We start from the raw sequence: 16020 nt of genomic DNA, 5'->3' as shown, positions 1-16020 counted from the left end.
GGCGTGACGCCCCTCGCCTCCTGAGGTCGGGCAGTGTAGACATGGGCTCATGGTCCGCCTGACGGGTCGGCCAAGGGCCCGGTCGACCCACCGCCCCGACGGTCTGCGCGCGCAGCGCCCGTACGACCGTGCCCGTCGGGCGCGCGAACACCGGCACCGGCGGTCCGGTCTCGCCGCCCGCAGCGTCGCCGGGCAGGTGTTCATGCTGCAGGTGGTGATCGTGCTGCTGCTGGTCGTGTCGGCCGTGGTGGCACAGGTCCTCCAGGTGCGGCACGACAGCACGCAGGAGGCCCGCAACCGGTCGGTGGCCGTCGCCGAGACCTTCGCCAACGCGCCGGGCACGGTCGCGGCCCTGAAGAGCGCCGACCCCACGGCGATCCTCCAGCCGCGCGCCGAGGCCGCGCGCAAGACGTCCAAGGTCGACTTCATCGTCGTGATGAACACCGACGGGATCCGCTACACCCACCCCAAACCGGACCGCATCGGCAAGAAGTTCGTCGGGGACATCGCGCCCGCGCTGGCCGGTCACGTCGTCACCGAGGAGATCACCGGCACCATCGGGCCGCTGGTGCAGGCAGTGGTGCCGGTCGACGGCCCCGGCGGCAAGGTCGTCGGCCTCGTGTCGGCCGGCGTGACGAAGGCGAACGTCGGCGGCGCCGCCGACCAGCAGCTCCCGCTCCTGCTGATCGCCGCGGGTGCGGCGCTCGTCCTCGCCCTCGGCGGCACCGCCCTGGTCACCAGACGCCTCCAGCACCAGACCCATGGCCTGGGCCCGCACGAGATGACCCGGATGTACGAGCACCACGACGCGGTGCTGCACTCGGTCCGGGAGGGCGTGATCATCGTCAGCGGCGAGGGCCGGCTGCTGCTCGCCAACGACGAGGCACGCCAGCTCCTCGACCTGCCCGAGAACGGCGAAGGACGCCTGGTCCTCGACCTCGGGCTGGACGACGAGATGACCGCCCTGCTGGCCTCCGCACGGGTCGCGACGGACGAGGTGCACCGGGTCGGCGGCCGGCTCCTCGCCGTCAACCAGCGCCCCACCGACCTGGAGGGCGGCCCGCCCGGCAGCGTCACCACGCTGCGCGACTCCACCGAACTGCGCGCCCTCTCCGGCCGCGCCGAGGTGGCCCGCGAACGTCTCAACATGCTCTACGACGCCGGAGTGGGCATCGGCACCAGCCTGGACGTCACCCGCACCGCCGAGGAACTCGCCGAACTGGCCGTCCCCCGCTTCGCGGACTTCGTCACGGTCGACCTCTACGACGCCGTCCTGAGCGGCGAGGAACCCCAGCCCGGCACCGAGCTGCGCCGCACGGCCTACAGCGGGGTACGGGACGACGCGCCGCTCTACCCGGTCGGCAAGCAGATCCAGTTCGTGGAGTCCGCCCCGCAGGCGCGCAGCCTCGACACCGGTGAAGCCGTCGTCGAACCCCGGCTCGGCGAGGCCCCCGGCTGGCTCACCCAGGATCCGGAGCGCACCGCGCAGGTCGTGGAGTACGGCATCCACTCGCTGATCACGGTGCCGCTGCGGGCCGGGGCGCTGATCCTGGGCGTGGTCAACTTCTGGCGCTCCGACAAGCCCGAGCCCTTCGACTCGGAGGAGCTGGCCCTCGCCGAGGAGCTGGTCGCCCGCGCTGCCGTCTCCATCGACAACTCCCGCCGCTACACCCGCGAGCACGGCATGGCGGTGACCCTCCAGCGCAGTCTGCTGCCCCGCCGGCTGCCGGAGCAGACCGCGCTCGACGTCGCCTACCGCTATCTGCCCGCCAAGTCCGGGGTCGGCGGCGACTGGTTCGACGTACTCCCCTTGTCCGGTGCCCGGGTCGCGCTGGTCGTGGGCGATGTCGTCGGCCACGGTCTGCACGCGGCGGCCACCATGGGACGACTGCGCACCGCGGTCCTCAACTTCTCCGCACTCGACCTGCCGCCGGACGAACTCCTCGGTCTGCTGGACGAGTTGGTCGGCCGCATCGACCAGGACGAGACGACCGAGGACAGCGGCGCCCCGGTCACCGGCGCGACCTGTCTCTACGCCATCTACGACCCGGTGACCCTGCGCTGCACCGTCGCCCGCGCCGGCCATCCGCCCCCGGCACTCATCCGCCCGGACGGCACCGTCGAGTACCCCGACGTCCCCGCCGGACCCCCGCTCGGTCTCGGCGGACTCCCTTTCGAGACGGCCGAGTTGAAGCTCGACGAGGGCAGCCGGCTGGTCCTCTACACGGACGGGCTGGTCGAGGACCGGGAGCGGGACATCGACGTGGGCCTGGAGATGCTCCGCACAGCACTCACCCGGGCCGGCGACTCGCCCGAGGACACCTGCCGCGCCGTCCTCGACTCGGAACTGTCGGTACGGCCGAGCGACGACATCGCCCTGATCGTCGCCCGCACCCGCGCCCTCGGCGCCGACCGCATCGCCGAATGGCGCGTACCGTCCGAGCCCGCCGCCGTAGCCGACATGCGCGCCTCGGTCACCCGCCAACTGACCCACTGGGGCCTGGACGACCTGACGTTCACCACCGAACTCATCCTCAGCGAACTGGTCACCAACGCGATCCGCTACGGCAACGACCCCGTCCGCGTGCGCCTGTTGCGCGACCGCACCCTGATCTGCGAGGTCTACGACGGCAGCACGACGTCGCCGCATCTGCGGTACGCGGCGATGACGGACGAGGGCGGCCGGGGCCTGTTCCTGGTGGCCCAGCTCTCCGAACGCTGGGGCACCCGGTACACCCCGGCGGGCAAGGTGATCTGGGCCGAACAGGCGCTGTGAGACCTGGGCTTCGCCGAGGATCTCCGCCATCGCGTCGAAGTCGCCCACAAAGGCCGCGATCAGCAGGGGCTCGCCCGCCGCCTCGTACTCCAGGATCCGGGACGAGGGGTTGACCGCCAGCGCCTCACGCCACCACCGTCCCCACCAACATGCGCGCATCCAACCAGGTCGCACGCGGTGCCCGCACCGGATGCGGGCACCGACGCACTCCCCCTTACTCGTCGATCGCCGCCCCGAACCGGGCCGCCCCGGCCGCACCGCCGAGGTCCGCCGCGCCGTACAGCGAAGAGCCTTCCGCGAGCAGGCCGTTCGGGCCCGCGGGCAGCAACCACACATAGCCGTCACCGGAGTTCTCGCCCGGTGCGGAGGCGACGAGTTCGGCGCGGCCGTCGTGGTTCGTGTCGGCCAGGCGGACCTGGGAGCCCCAGGCGTCGTCGGCCTCGGCGGTGCCGGGGATGTTCGCGGTGTTCTGGTCGAAGGACTGCGCACCGGTCGCGGTCACGCCGTCCCGCGAACCGCGCAACAGCCAGACGGCGCCGGCGTCCTGGACGGTGCCGACGTCCTCGCCGGGCGCGCCGACGGCCACGTCCGCGTAGCCGTCGCCGTCCACGTCACCCACGGACAGGTCGTTGCCCCAGGCGTCGCCGTGCTCCGAAGTGCCGGGCACGCCAGGGGAGTTCTGCGACCACCAGTCCGCGGGGCCGGTGGGGCCCTTCGAACTGCCGTAGTAGACAGCGATCTTGCCGCCGTCGTCGCCCTCGGCCTTGTCGTCGGCGCTGCTGCGCTGGCCGAGGACCAGGTCGTCGTAGCCGTCGTGGTTGATGTCGCCGGAGGCGGTGCCGAGGCCGCCGTTGAGGTCCTGACGGTACGTCAGCGAGGTCTCGCCGCCCGCGTAGAGGGCCGACCAGCCCTGCTGGTAGTCGTCGTCGGGGCTGTAGCCGGAGATCACCAGGTCGGCGAAGCCGTTGCGGTCGTAGTCGCCGGTGGTGAGGTACGCGGGCTGGAGGCGGTGGCCGCCGGGACGGGTGGTCGTGTTCAGGGCGCCCATCGTGTGCAGGATGCCGGTGTGGTAGGTGAAGATCTGGGCACCGTTGTTGTCGAGCACGGCCATCTCGTCGGTGTCGGTCGCCCCGGTGAAGCGGGCCGCCGCCACGGACTGGCCGAACCGGTCGCCCGCCTTCGGGGTGGCGGAGGTGAAGGAGTCGTTGGTCTCGGCTCCGAGGCCCGCCTTCGAGCCGTAGAGGACCGTGACGCGGCCCGCGTCCTCGACGGTGCCCTCGTCCTCGCCGGGCGCCCCGATGATCGCGTCGTCGTATCCGTCGCCGTCCAGGTCGCCGGTGGCGATCGCCTGGCCGAAGGAGTCGTAGGTCTCCGAGGTGCCCGGGACACCGGGCGTGGACTGGCTGATGACGGCCGTACGGCCCTTGGGGACCGTGTTGTTGGTGGCGATGCCGTTCGGGGCGCCGTACTGCACGGTGACGTACCCGGCGCCCTCCTTGCCGTCGACGCTGCCGCCCGGCGCGCCGATCAGGACGTCGTCGTAGCCGTCCCCGTTGAAGTCGCTGTTGCGGTCGACGGCGCTGGTGCCGCCCGGGACGCCCGCGTAGCTGGCCGGTGCGGCGACGATGCCTGCGCCGGCCAGGAGCAGGAAGGTCGCGGACGCGACGGCGGCGGAGACCTTCTTGCGTGACACGTTCGTCATGATGTGTTCCCCCGTGGGTCAAATCTGTTGCGGTCAACGGGTTCGACACGAGACATGACGCGGGAGTTGTGGTGCCTCGGTGTGCTGTGACACGTCGGTGACGCTTGTTGCGCGCCCCGGACGAACTCGGACGGATCAGCCGAGCGCCCGGTCCAGGTTGAACGCGGCGCTGATCAGGGCGAGATGGGTGAACGCCTGGGGGAAGTTGCCCTGTTGCTCGCCGGTGCGGCCGATCTCCTCGGCGTACAGGCCGAGATGGTTGGCGTAGGTGAGCATCTTCTCGAAGGCGAGCCGGGCCTCGTCGACGCGGCCGGCCCGGACCAGGGCCTCGACGTACCAGAAGGAGCAGATCGAGAACGTGCCCTCGTCACCGCGCAGTCCGTCGGGGCTGGCCTGCGGGTTGTAGCGGTAGACGAGCGAGTCGGAGACCAGTTCCTCGGTCAACGCGTCCAGTGTGGAAAGCCACTTGGGGTCGGTGGGGGCGATGAACTTCGCCAGCGGCATCATCAGCAGCGCGGCGTCGAGGACGTCGCTGCCCTCGTACTGGACGAAGGCCTGACGGGTCTCGGACCAGCCCCGGTCCATGATGCGGCGGTAGATGGTGTCGCGGCAGCCGCCCCAGTACGGCAGGTTGGCGGGGAGGCCGCGGCGGTTGGCGAGGCGGATCGCGCGCTCGATCGCCACCCAGCACATCAGGCGTGAGTAGAGGAAGTTCTTGCGGCCACCGCGGGTCTCCCAGACTCCCTCGTCGGGCTGGTCCCAGTTGACGCAGACCCAGTCGACCAGGGCGCACACGTCGTCCCACTGGGCGCTGGAGATGGGCTCGGCCCACTTGTCGTAGAGGTAGATGGAGTCGATCAGGGCGCCGTAGATGTCGAGTTGGAGCTGGTCGGCGGCGGCGTTGCCGACGCGGACCGGGGCGGACTTCTGGTGGCCTTCGAGGTGGGGGAGTTCGCGTTCGGTGAGTTCGGTGCGGCCGTCGATGCCGTACATGATCTGCAGCGGGCCGGAGGGGTTGCCGTCGCCGGGGCTGATGTAGCGGGACACGAACTGCATGAACGCCTTCGCCTCGCCGGTGAAGCCGAGGCGCAGCAGCGCGTAGACACAGAAGGCGGCGTCGCGGATCCAGACGTAGCGGTAGTCCCAGTTCCGCTCGCCGCCGAGCTGTTCGGGGAGGCTGGTGGTGGGGGCGGCGACGATCGCGCCGGTGGGCGCATAGGTCAGCAGCTTGAGGGTGAGGGCGGAGCGGTGGACCATCTCGCGCCAGCGGCCCCGGTAGCGGGACTGGGACAGCCAGCGCCGCCAGTAGGCGACGGTCGTGTTGAACTCGTCCTCGGCCTCGGTGCGCGCGCAGCCCCGGGGAGTGACCTCGCCGTCGACCTGGTCGAGGGCGAACACCTCGGACTCGCCCTCGTCGAGTTTGAAGTCTGCCCATACGTCGACCTCGTCGCACTCCAGGGGCACGGTGGCGGTCAGCGCGAGGGACTTCTCGGCGGACTCGAAGAGGGCCACGTCGCCCAGCATCCGTGCGGTGTGCGGGCTGGCGCCGTAGTCGAACCTGGGCGCGACCTTGATCCGGAACGGGACCGAGCCGCGCACGCACACCACGCGGCGGATCAGCCGGTGCCGGGCGGACTCGTCCGACTCCCCGGTCACCGGCATGAAGTCCTGGACCTCGCCGACGCCGTCCTCGGTGAAGAACCGGGTGATCAGGACGTTGGTGTCGGGGAAGTAGAACTGCTTGGTGCGGGCGGGCACGGCGGCGGCGAGCTCGAAGGAGCCGCCGCGCTCCGCGTCCAGGATCGCGGCGAAGACGCTGGGGGCGTCGAAGGACGGGCAGCAGTACCAGTCGATCGTGCCGTTGGTGCCCACCAGCGCCACGCTCCGCAGATCGCCGATCAGTCCGTGCTCGGCGATGGGCAGATATCCGGGTTCGGTGGGGGTGTCCTGTTCGGGCGGGGTCTCGACCATCGCGGCAGCCTCCCTGGTTCGGGCCCGCGCGGGCCGGTTCCAAGCTTAGGTTCAGGTTCTCCGTCGGCCACTCTTCCGGATGCACACTGGGGGCGGGCGAGGAATCGTGGGAGTGGGACCCACGGCACTCACCCGGTCTCAGGCGAGGAGGCACCATGTCGACAGCGCAACCCGATGAAGGCACCGATCGCGCCACTCCGGACGCCCTGCTGCACACCCGCACGGGTACCGAGGTGACCCCGGAGGACGTGGTCCTGGCGGCCGGCCGGGATGTCACGCCGAAGAATCTGGAGTGGGCCAAGCGGAAGATCGAGACGGAGGGGGTGGCCGCGCTGGACAAACTGCTCCCTTAGCCGTGCTGTGGGCACCTGGTTACCCGTTCACCCTTTCGGAGAAGGCGCTCCGGCTGACAGACTCCGGAGGTGCCCGACTTCGACATGCTTGTCATCGGTTCAGGACCGGGTGGCCAGAAGGCCGCCATCGCCGCGGCCAAGCTCGGCCGCCGGGTCGCCGTCGTCGACCGCCCGAACATGGTGGGCGGCGTCTCCATCCACACCGGAACCATCCCCTCCAAAACCCTGCGCGAGGCGGTGCTGTATCTCACCGGCCTCACCCAGCGAGATCTGTACGGGCAGAGTTACCGCCTGAAGGACGACATCACCGTCGGCGACCTCACCGCGCGGACCCAGCACGTGGTCAGCCGTGAAGTGGACGTCATCCGCAACCAGTTGTCCCGCAACCAGGTCTCCCTGTTCGCCGGCACCGGCCGCTTCGTCGACCCGCACACCATCGCCCTGACCGAAGTCACCGGCCACGAGCGGCTGTTGACCGCGGAGAACATCATCATCGCCACCGGCACGCGTCCCGCGCGGCCGGACACCGTCGAGTTCGACGGGCAGACCATCATGGACTCGGACAACGTCCTGGATCTGCCCAAGGTCCCCCGGTCCATGGTCATCGTCGGGGCGGGTGTCATCGGCATGGAGTACGCCTCCATGTTCGCCGCGCTCGGCAGCAAGATCACCGTGGTGGAGAAGCGCGCCGGCATGCTCGACTTCTGTGACCTGGAGGTCATCGAGTCGCTCAAGTACCACCTGCGGGACCTCGCCGTCACCTTCCGTTTCGGGGAGACCGTCGCCGCCGTCGAGCGGCACACCAACGGCACGCTGACGGTCCTGGAGAGCGGCAAGAAGATCCCGGCCGACGCGGTGATGTACTCCGCGGGACGGCAGGGCCTGACCGACGAACTCGACCTGGACAAGGCCGGATTGTCCGCCGACCGGCGCGGCCGGATCGACGTCGACGAGAACTACCGCACCGCCGTCCCGCACATCTACGCCGTCGGCGACGTCATCGGCTTCCCGGCGCTCGCGGCGACCTCGATGGAACAGGGCCGTACGGCCGCGTACCACGCCTGTGGTGAGCCGGTGCACCGGATCGACGACCGGCAGCCGATCGGCATCTACACCATTCCGGAGATCAGCTTCATCGGGAAGACCGAGGACCAACTCACCGAGGAGTGCGTGCCCTTCGAGGTCGGTATCTCCCGCTACCGCGAACTCGCGCGCGGCCAGATCATCGGCGACTCGCACGGCATGCTGAAGCTGCTGGTCTCCCCCACCGACCGCACCCTGCTCGGCGTGCACTGTTTCGGCACCGGTGCGACGGAGCTCATTCACATCGGCCAGTCGGTCATGGGCTGCGGCGGAACGGTCGACTATCTCGTGGACGCGGTCTTCAACTACCCGACGCTGGCCGAGTCCTACAAGGTCGCCGCCCTCGACGCGACGAACAAACTGCGGCAGATCGACCGACTCGGCGACTGATCGTTCACAGGAGATTACTCGCTGGTCAATCTTGAAAGGTCAAGAGCTACGGCTATCATCACACCCACACACGGTGTGACCGTCCGCCGACGCAGCGGTTAAGCGGTATCCGCCATTCCCTATCTGTTGTTCCGACCGGCCACTCGACCCGAGGCCACCCCTCTCCGGGTCCGGGGCCGGTCCGCTCAACTCCGCACGTCGTGCAAGACGGAAAGCAGCGCATCCATGAGCAACAACAGGGGCAGAGGGCTGCAGGCCAACGCCCTCGGTACGTTCGACACCGTGGTGATGGCCGTGGCGGGCAGCGCCCCGGCGTACTCGATCGCGGCGACCACCGCGGTCCTGGTCGGCGCGGTGGGGCTGGCCAGTCCGGCCGCCCTCCTCTACTGCGCGATACCCATGCTGGGCATCGCGCTGGCCTTCAGCTATCTCGGCCGTATCGATGTGAACGCGGGCGCCAGTTACTCCTGGGTGGGGCGCACCCTGCACCCCTTTCTGGGCTTCATCAGCGGCTGGGCCCTGGTGATCTCCGCGACCATCTTCATGGTCGCCGGATCACTGCCCGCCGGGTCGATGACCCTGTCCCTCTTCGATCAAAGCCTCGCGGACAACACGGCGTTGTCGACGGTCGTCGGCGCGGCCTGGTTCGTGATCATGCTGCTCGTGGTGCTCGGCGGCGCACGGCTCACGGTCCGCGCCCAGCTCGTCATGTCCGGCGTGGAGCTGGGGATCCTCGCGCTGTTCGCGGTGTTCGCCCTCGTCCACACCGACAACGCCCGCGTCTTCGACTGGTCCTGGCTGGGCTTCAGCCACTTCGACGGGGTGTCCGGCTTCGCGTCGGGCGCGCTCATCGCCGCGTTCTACTACTGGGGTTGGGACGTCACCAGCAACCTCAGCGAGGAGACCCGCAACAGCCGTCGTACGACCGGACTCGCGGGCCTGATCGGTGTCGGCATCGTCTTCCTGCTCTTCGAGGTGTTCACCATCGCGGTGAACGTCATCCTGTCCTCGCGGCAGATCGAGAGCAACGACGCCAATGTGCTGGCCGTGCTCGGCGACGAGATCTGGCCCGGCTGGGGCGGCAAGTTGCTGATCGTGGCCGTGATGCTGTCCACCATCGCCACCCTGGAGACCACGCTCATCCAGGTCACGCGGTCGCTGTTCGCGATGGGCCGCGACCGTACGATGCCGTCCGCGCTGGGCCGGGTGCACCGCACCTGGAACACGCCGTGGGTGGCGATCGTCGTGGTCGGCGGGGTGGCGCTGGCGATGTTCATCGCCTCCAACGCGCTCGGTTCGGTGGGCGACATCCTCGCCGACGCGATCTCGGCGATCGGCCTGCAGATCGCCGTGTACTACGGCCTTGCGGGCCTCGCGGTGGTCGTCGCCTACCGCAAGATGCTGTTCAAGTCGGCGGGGAACTTCCTCTTCGGCGGGCTGTGGCCGCTGTTCGGCGCCCTGTTCATGTTCTGGATCTTCGCCGAGTCGCTGAGCAGCCTGAGCACCGCCGCGATCACCATCGGCATCGGCGGCCTTGCCGTGGGCCTGATCCCGATGCTCTGGTACTGGAAGCAGGGCAGCGACTACTACCGGCCCGCGCGTCTCGACGCCACCCACACCGTGGTGACGGACTACGTCCCGGACGACTTCGTGCCCGAACAGTCCCGGGTCCACCAGGGTCTCCCGACGGACTTCTGAGGGGCACCCGATGGCGCGAGACCGCTTCACCCCCGACTTCGACCCCGACTGCGGGGACGCGCCCCTCAGTTCCGCACGCCAGGACATCGTCATCGGCCGCTGGCAGGGCCTGCGGGACCTGCTGCGGAACACCGGCGCGCACTGGCTCGCCCGCGGCCACCGCGTCCGGATGCTCGCACAGGCCTGCGCGAGCAGTTCGACGGTGGAGTCCTGGCTGGCCGCCGAGCCCGGCAGCGGCGACGCGCTCACGCTGCGGGCGGCCACGGAGACGGCCCGGGCCTTCAACCTGGCCATCGCGGCGGGCCGGGGCGTGCCCATCGACCGCAACCGCATCGACGGCGCCGTCATGGCCTGCCTCCAGGCCGCCGAGACGTACCCGGACGACCCCACGCCGTGGATCTCCCTGATCTCCGTCGCCCGCCTCTATCCGGCGGGCGTACGGCGGCAGGAACTCGCCCGCTGGTGGGACGAGTTGCACCGGCGCGACCCCTACAGCGTCGAGGGTCACCTCCAGGTCCTCCACTACTACTCCTCCCGCTGGCACGGCAGCCACGGCCTGATGTACGACTTCGCCCGCGACGCGGCGGGCGTGGCACCGCCCGGCTGCGCGCTGCCCGTGTTGGTGCAGTACGCGCGGGTCGAGGAGTACCGCTACATCCTCGACGCGGCCAAGGGCAGGCAGGCCGCCGTGGGCCTCGGCCAGCACTGGACGCACGACGGCGCCGTCAGCGACGTACGCCGGACCTGGCAGCGCTGGATCGCGGCCCGCGAGGAGGGCGCGATCCCGCCCGGCGAACTCCGCGACGTCAACTACCTTGCTCACGCGGCCTGTTACGCGGGGACGAAAGACGTGGCGGCGGCCGTTCTCGGCATGCTGGGGCGTCGGGCGACGCCGACTCCCTGGTCGTACACCGGGGACGCCGAGAAGCAGATCGTGAAGTGGCGCAAGGATGTGGGCGTCCGGACCTGACGGCCTACTCTGTGGGCTGCTCCGCCGACTGGGCCAGGCCCGCCGTCCACTTGTCCTCGATCCGGCCGAACTTCCAGACCAGCAGGGCCACGGCCCAGGTCGCGAAGAAGAGGCCGACGATGACGAAGCCGATGACGTTGAGGTCGAGGCCCGCGATCCAGTCCCAGAAGAAGCCGTGCAGGTCGAGCTTCTCGGCGAACAGGCCCAGGAGTTCGACCGTGCCGATGATCAGCGCGACGGCGACGGACAGACCGGTGATCGTGAGGTTGTAGTAGACCTTGCGGACCGGCTTGGAGAAGGCCCAGCCGTAGGCGAAGTTCATGAACGTGCCGTCGATCGTGTCGAGCAGCGACATGCCCGCGGCGAACAGGACCGGCAGGCACAGGATCGCGTACCAGGGCAGGCCGGACGCGGCGCCCGAGCCCGCGAGGACCAGCAGCGCGATCTCGGTCGCGGTGTCGAAGCCCAGGCCGAACAGCAGGCCCAGCGGATACATCTGCCAGGACTTGGTGATGGACTTCATGAAGCGGCCCAGGATGCGGTTCATGAAGCCCCGGTTGTTCAGGTGCTCCTCCAGGGCGGCCTCGTCGAAGTCGCCCGAGCGCATCTGACGGAACACCTTCCAGATGCCGGCCAGGATGACGAGGTTGATGCCGGCGATGACGTAGAGGAAGGTGCCCGAGACGGTCGTACCGATGAGGCCAGTGACGTCGTGGAGTTGGGAGTTGTCGTCTCGGACCGGGCCCGCGAGTGCCTTGACGCCGAGGGAGAGCAGGAGCGTCAGGCCGAAGACGATGCTGGAGTGGCCGAGCGAGAACCAGAAGCCCACCGACAGGGGCCGCTTCCCCTCGCTCATCAGCTTGCGGGTCGTGTTGTCGATGGCCGCGATGTGGTCCGCGTCGAACGCGTGCCGCATGCCGAGCGTGTACGCGGTCACGCCCATGCCTATGCCGAAGGACTTCTCGCCGACGCTGTAGTGCCCCGGCGCGACGATCCACACGAGCGTGAACCAGCCGATCACATGCAGCGCCAGGATGAAGCCGGCCATCCCGCCGACCCTGGTCCACTCCTGCCGCGTCATGGACGTACGGACGCGGTACCAGACCGACGGCCGCGAGGTCGCGGCCGTGGCGGGGAGGGTCGGGGTGGACTCGGGGGCGGCCGTCATCAAGGGGGTCTTTCTGCCGGGGACGCGGTCGCGGACTGCAACCTCGTGCCATCCTCCCGTACCTGCAACCCATTCGCAGTAACGGTCGGCAAAGCCCACGGCAGGTCTTGGTCAAGGGGGAGGAAAATACCTGGTCAGGTCGCCAGCAGACCCCGTCCGAGCCAGTCCTTGGCGTCCCGCACACCGGGCAGCGCGTAGAAATAGCCGCCACCCGTCGGGGAGATGTAGTCGACGAGGGGTTCGTCGATCAGCCGGGTCTGGGTCGCCTCGAACTGCCGCTTCACGTCCTGCTGGTAGCAGCAGAAGACCAGGCCCATGTCGAGGTTGCCGACGGTGTCGATGCCCCGGTCGTAGTTGTAGCCGCGGCGCAGGATGCGCGAGGTGTCGGTGGCCGCGGTGCGCGGGTTGGCGAGACGGATATGGGCGTCGAGCGGGATCGCCGTGCCCTTCGGATCCTTCGCGTAGTGCGGGATGTCCGTCTCCTTGGCGCCGTCCAGCGGGGCGCCGGTGTCCTTGCGGCGGCCGAACATCAGCTCCTGTTCGCTCAGCGAGACCCGGTCCCAGAACTCGACCAGCATGCGGATGATCCGGATCACCTGGTAGCTGCCGCCGCTGGCCCAGGCGGGCTCGCCCTGTCCGGCGCCGACCCAGATCAGCCGGTCGGTCTCGCGGGCGGACTTCACGTCGGGGTTGGCGATGCCGTCCTTGAAGCCGAGCAGGTTGCGTTGGGCGCCGGTGGGGCGCGGGGTGTTCTGGAAGCCGTCGACACGCCACTTGATCTGCATGCCGCCGCGGGTGTGCCGGGCGATGTCGCGCAGCGCGTGCAGCACCGTGTCCTGGCGGGCGCCGCACACCTGGAGCGACAGGTCGCCGTGGCACTCGGCGGCGCGCAGGTTGTCGTTCGGGAACGTCTTCATGGGGGTCAGCCGGCTCGGCCTGGCCTTGGCGAGGCCGTAGCGGTCGTCGAAGAGGGAGGCACCGACGCCGACGGTCACCGTGAGGGCGTCGGCGGGGACCTCGGGTCCGAGGATGCCGTTGTCGGCGGGCGGCGCGCCCACGCCCAGGTCGGCGGGGGTGCCGCCGGAGGTGAGGAAGCGGGCCCGTTCGGTGATCGTGCGCAGCAGGTCGGCCAGTTCGGCGCGGTTGTCGGCGATCACGTCGAGGGAGACGAAGGTCGCGGCGGCCGGCGCGGGGGTGAGGATGCCTGCCTGGTGGGTACCGTGGAAGGGCACCTTCGCCGCGTTCGTGGTGTCCGCGGCCTGTGCCTGGGCCGTGCCGCCGGTCTCGGCGAGCGCGAACGCCCCGCCGGCCAGCACCGCTCCGGCGGCCCCGGCACCGAGCGCCGTCCGGACGAAGGAGCGACGGCCGGCTCCGGCCGGGCAGCCCGGGGTTTCGGCAGTGGACATCGGACGGTTCCCTTCACTACGGCTGTTCTCGGTACTGCTCGTGTTCTCGCTGCTCATCAGGCGGACTTCCTGATCTCCAGCAGGTCCGGCACCGGGGCCAGATCCTCCAGCAACTGCCCGGTGGCACCGTTGAGTCGAGCCCTGTCCGGCTGGCTCAGCTGCTCGACGGGGGTCCAACTGCCGCCGTGGTGCGCCGAGTCGAGCAGCTTCTGCAGCCGGGCCACGGCGGCGTCGACGGTCGGGAGCAGCGTCGTGGACTCCTTGGTCAACAACGGCCTGAGTACGGTGAGGAGTTCACGGGTGCCTGCGAGGTTGCTGTCGACGGTCGCGAGGTTGGTCCCGCTGCCCTCGTCGGTGTCGCCGGTCAGCTCGAACTGCAGGGCGTTCTCCAGGATTTCGTGGGCCCGCAGCGGGAGGTCGCCCGGGTCGAAGTCCTGGGTGGGGAACGCCTTCCTCAACCCCACGACGGCGGTGGCGAGTTGCTGCGCGGGCACCTTCAGCTCGCCCGCCGACTGCCCGTGCCACAGCCCGTACTCGATGCGGTGGAAGCCCGCGAAGTCCTTGTCGTCGACTCCCCCGGCCAGCCCGTCGGACCGGCCGTTGATCTTCTGGTCGAAGTCCTCGAAGGTTCCGTAGGCGGCACCGAGTGAGGAGTAGGTGCGGTGCGCGGTCAGCCAGGCGGTGCGCGCCTTGTCGAGATGGTTGCCCGCGATGTCGGCGCCGAGCTGCCGGGTCTGGGTTTCGAGCGTGGCCAGGCCCTGGTCGACGTACACCTTGTAGGCCTTGAGCGGCGCGGCGAGGTCGTTCTCGGAGACGGGGACGACCGCCTTCACCGTCCCTCCCCCACCGCTGACGTGCACGGTGGCCGAGGTGACGGCCTTCGCGCCGGTGGGGACGCAGCGCCAGGCGTACGAGCCGCCCGCGACGGTGGCGACCAGATCCCGGGTGGTGCCCGGCGCTATGCCCTCGACCTCGCCGTAGACCGCGCCCGAGGCCGGGTCGATGAGGTACACCTCGGACGTCTTGTCGCCGGTGTTGTGCATCCGGAAGGTCTGGCGTCCGGTGTCGGGCGCGGTGAAGCCCTTGCCGCACTCCGTCTCGGAGACGGCGACCGTCTCGGAACGCGCGGGCTTGGGGCGGGCGAACGCGACAACGAGCCCGGCCACGACGGCGGGTACGGCGACCACGGCGACGGGGACCACCCAGACGGGGCGGTGGCGCGGGGACGACACGGCCTCCGGTGCGGGCGCCGGCTTCGGTACGGGCTCCGGTTCCGGCGTCCTGACCCGCACTCCGCGCACGAACAGGGGCAGGACCACGGCGAGATAGCCGACGTAGCCCACCACCTGGAGCCAGGTCATCGTGGGCATCAGGTTGAACACACCCTGGACGAGGGTGCTGTACCAGGAGCCGGCGTCGACGCTGCCGCTGAGGTCGAAGGCGTACGTGGTCAGGCCGGGCAGGACACCGCCCTCCTGGAGGTCACGCAGACCGTAGCCGAGGACACCGGCGGCGATGACGACGAGGACGACGCCGGTGGCGGTGAAGAACTTCGTCAGGTTGATCCGGAGAACCCGGCGGTACAGGCCCCAGCACAGGCCCGCCGCGAGGACGAGGCCGATGGCCGCGCCGGTGAGGGGGCCGGAGGACTCGCCGGCCGCGCGGGCGGTGGTCCACAGGAAGAGGGCCGTCTCCAGGCCTTCGCGGCCCACCGCGAGGAACGAGGTGAGCATCAGGACGCCCGCGCCCATGCCGAGCGCGCCGGTCACCTTCTCCCTGATCTCGCCGGAGAAGGTGCGGGCCGAGCGGCGCATCCAGAACACCATCGCGGTGACGAACGCGACGGCGATCACGCTGAGCACTCCGCCGAACGCTTCCTGGGCGGTGGCGGAGAGGTTCGCCGCGGTGAACGTGAGCACGGCGCCGAAGCTCAGTGCGAGGGCGATCGCGGCCAGCACACCTGTCCACACCTGCGGCAGGCGGGATTTGGCGTCGGCGCGGACGAGGGTGGCGACCAGGATCGAGACGATGAGTCCCGCTTCCAGTCCCTCCCTCAGCCCGATCAGAAAGCTCGGAAACGCGTCGTCCCACATTGGGTGCGACCCCTCCTGGGTTAGTGAAGGCATGCCTTACTTCGCGGACCATCATGACGACATGCATGTAGTCCGTCAGTCATGAATCGGCAACGACCGGGCAAAAGTGCGGAACTCCTCGCGGGTCGCGATCGTCTACAGTTCAGTAGACCGTCTACAGATTTGTAGTCACACACCGGCGAAGGGGCTCACGACGATGACCACACCCTTGGACCTGGCGTCCCAGCTCGCCGTGAACGTGCTGGACGCCAAGTCGCTGCTGGCCGCCTTCGGTGCGCTGGGGGTCGGCGTGGTGATGTTCGCCGAGACGGGGCTGCTGATCGGGTTCTTCCTCCCCGGTGACTCCCTGCTGTTCACGGCGGGCCTGCTCTGCACGGGCGGCGCGGACAGAGCCGTGAAGCTGTCGCTCC

10 protein-coding genes and 1 pseudogene are annotated in these 16020 nt (G+C 69.7%); 6 read left to right on the top strand and 5 right to left on the bottom strand.

Translation table 11 applies throughout. The features are described 5' to 3' along the window. Nucleotides 1–49: 49 nt before the first annotated feature. A complete protein-coding gene (locus OC490_RS16955; protein WP_262058776.1) occupies nucleotides 50–2776 on the top strand; it encodes a SpoIIE family protein phosphatase/ATP-binding protein in 2727 nt (908 codons plus the stop codon). 214 nt (nucleotides 2777–2990) lie between these two features. Here OC490_RS16955 and OC490_RS16950 read toward each other — a convergent pair whose 3' ends face one another. After that, a complete protein-coding gene (locus OC490_RS16950) occupies nucleotides 2991–4478 on the bottom strand; it encodes an FG-GAP-like repeat-containing protein (RefSeq protein ID WP_262058775.1) in 1488 nt (495 codons plus the stop codon). 135 nt (nucleotides 4479–4613) lie between these two features. Beyond that, entirely contained in the window at nucleotides 4614–6449 is a 1836-nt protein-coding gene (locus OC490_RS16945; RefSeq protein ID WP_262058774.1) for a glycoside hydrolase family 15 protein, read from the bottom strand. Nucleotides 6450–6604: 155 nt separating this feature from the next. Between OC490_RS16945 and OC490_RS16940 the strand changes: the two genes are divergently transcribed. The 4 genes from OC490_RS16940 to OC490_RS16925 all read left to right on the top strand — a co-directional run bounded on the left by OC490_RS16940 (nucleotide 6605) and on the right by OC490_RS16925 (nucleotide 10943). Continuing rightward, entirely contained in the window at nucleotides 6605–6802 is a 198-nt protein-coding gene (locus OC490_RS16940) for a hypothetical protein (RefSeq protein ID WP_262058773.1), read from the top strand. Between the two features lie 69 nt (nucleotides 6803–6871). Further along, nucleotides 6872–8275: a Si-specific NAD(P)(+) transhydrogenase gene (sthA, locus tag OC490_RS16935; RefSeq protein ID WP_262058772.1), complete on the top strand. Its 1404-nt coding sequence runs from the start codon at nucleotides 6872–6874 to the stop codon at nucleotides 8273–8275. A 225-nt stretch (nucleotides 8276–8500) separates the two neighbouring features. Then, entirely contained in the window at nucleotides 8501–9973 is a 1473-nt protein-coding gene (locus OC490_RS16930; protein WP_262058771.1) for an APC family permease, read from the top strand. A gap of 10 nt (nucleotides 9974–9983) precedes the next feature. Continuing rightward, nucleotides 9984–10943: a hypothetical protein gene (locus OC490_RS16925; protein ID WP_262058770.1), complete on the top strand. Its 960-nt coding sequence runs from the start codon at nucleotides 9984–9986 to the stop codon at nucleotides 10941–10943. A 4-nt stretch (nucleotides 10944–10947) separates the two neighbouring features. Here the strand turns inward: OC490_RS16925 and OC490_RS16920 are convergent, their stop codons facing one another. From OC490_RS16920 to efeU, 3 genes are all read right to left on the bottom strand, one after another. Beyond that, on the bottom strand, nucleotides 10948–12111 hold the full coding sequence (locus tag OC490_RS16920) for a HoxN/HupN/NixA family nickel/cobalt transporter (protein ID WP_262058769.1): 1164 nt from the start codon (nucleotides 12109–12111) through the stop codon (nucleotides 10948–10950). Nucleotides 12112–12245: 134 nt separating this feature from the next. Then, nucleotides 12246–13517 (bottom strand): iron uptake transporter deferrochelatase/peroxidase subunit, encoded by a 1272-nt coding sequence (gene efeB, locus OC490_RS16915; RefSeq protein ID WP_262058768.1) that lies wholly within the window; start codon nucleotides 13515–13517, stop codon nucleotides 12246–12248. Nucleotides 13518–13573: 56 nt separating this feature from the next. Continuing rightward, nucleotides 13574–15610, bottom strand: a complete 2037-nt coding sequence (gene efeU / locus OC490_RS16910) for an iron uptake transporter permease EfeU (RefSeq protein WP_262058767.1) — start codon at nucleotides 15608–15610, stop codon at nucleotides 13574–13576. A 196-nt stretch (nucleotides 15611–15806) separates the two neighbouring features. Here efeU and OC490_RS16905 point away from each other — a divergent pair. Continuing rightward, nucleotides 15807–16020: pseudogene (locus tag OC490_RS16905) on the top strand (DedA family protein); the annotation flags it as partial.

The organism is Streptomyces sp. STR69 (genome assembly GCF_024519455.1).
Classification (GTDB): domain Bacteria; phylum Actinomycetota; class Actinomycetes; order Streptomycetales; family Streptomycetaceae; genus Streptomyces.
The sequence above is the reverse complement of the archived record's forward strand: the minus strand, read 5'-3'. Positions and strand labels throughout refer to the sequence as shown.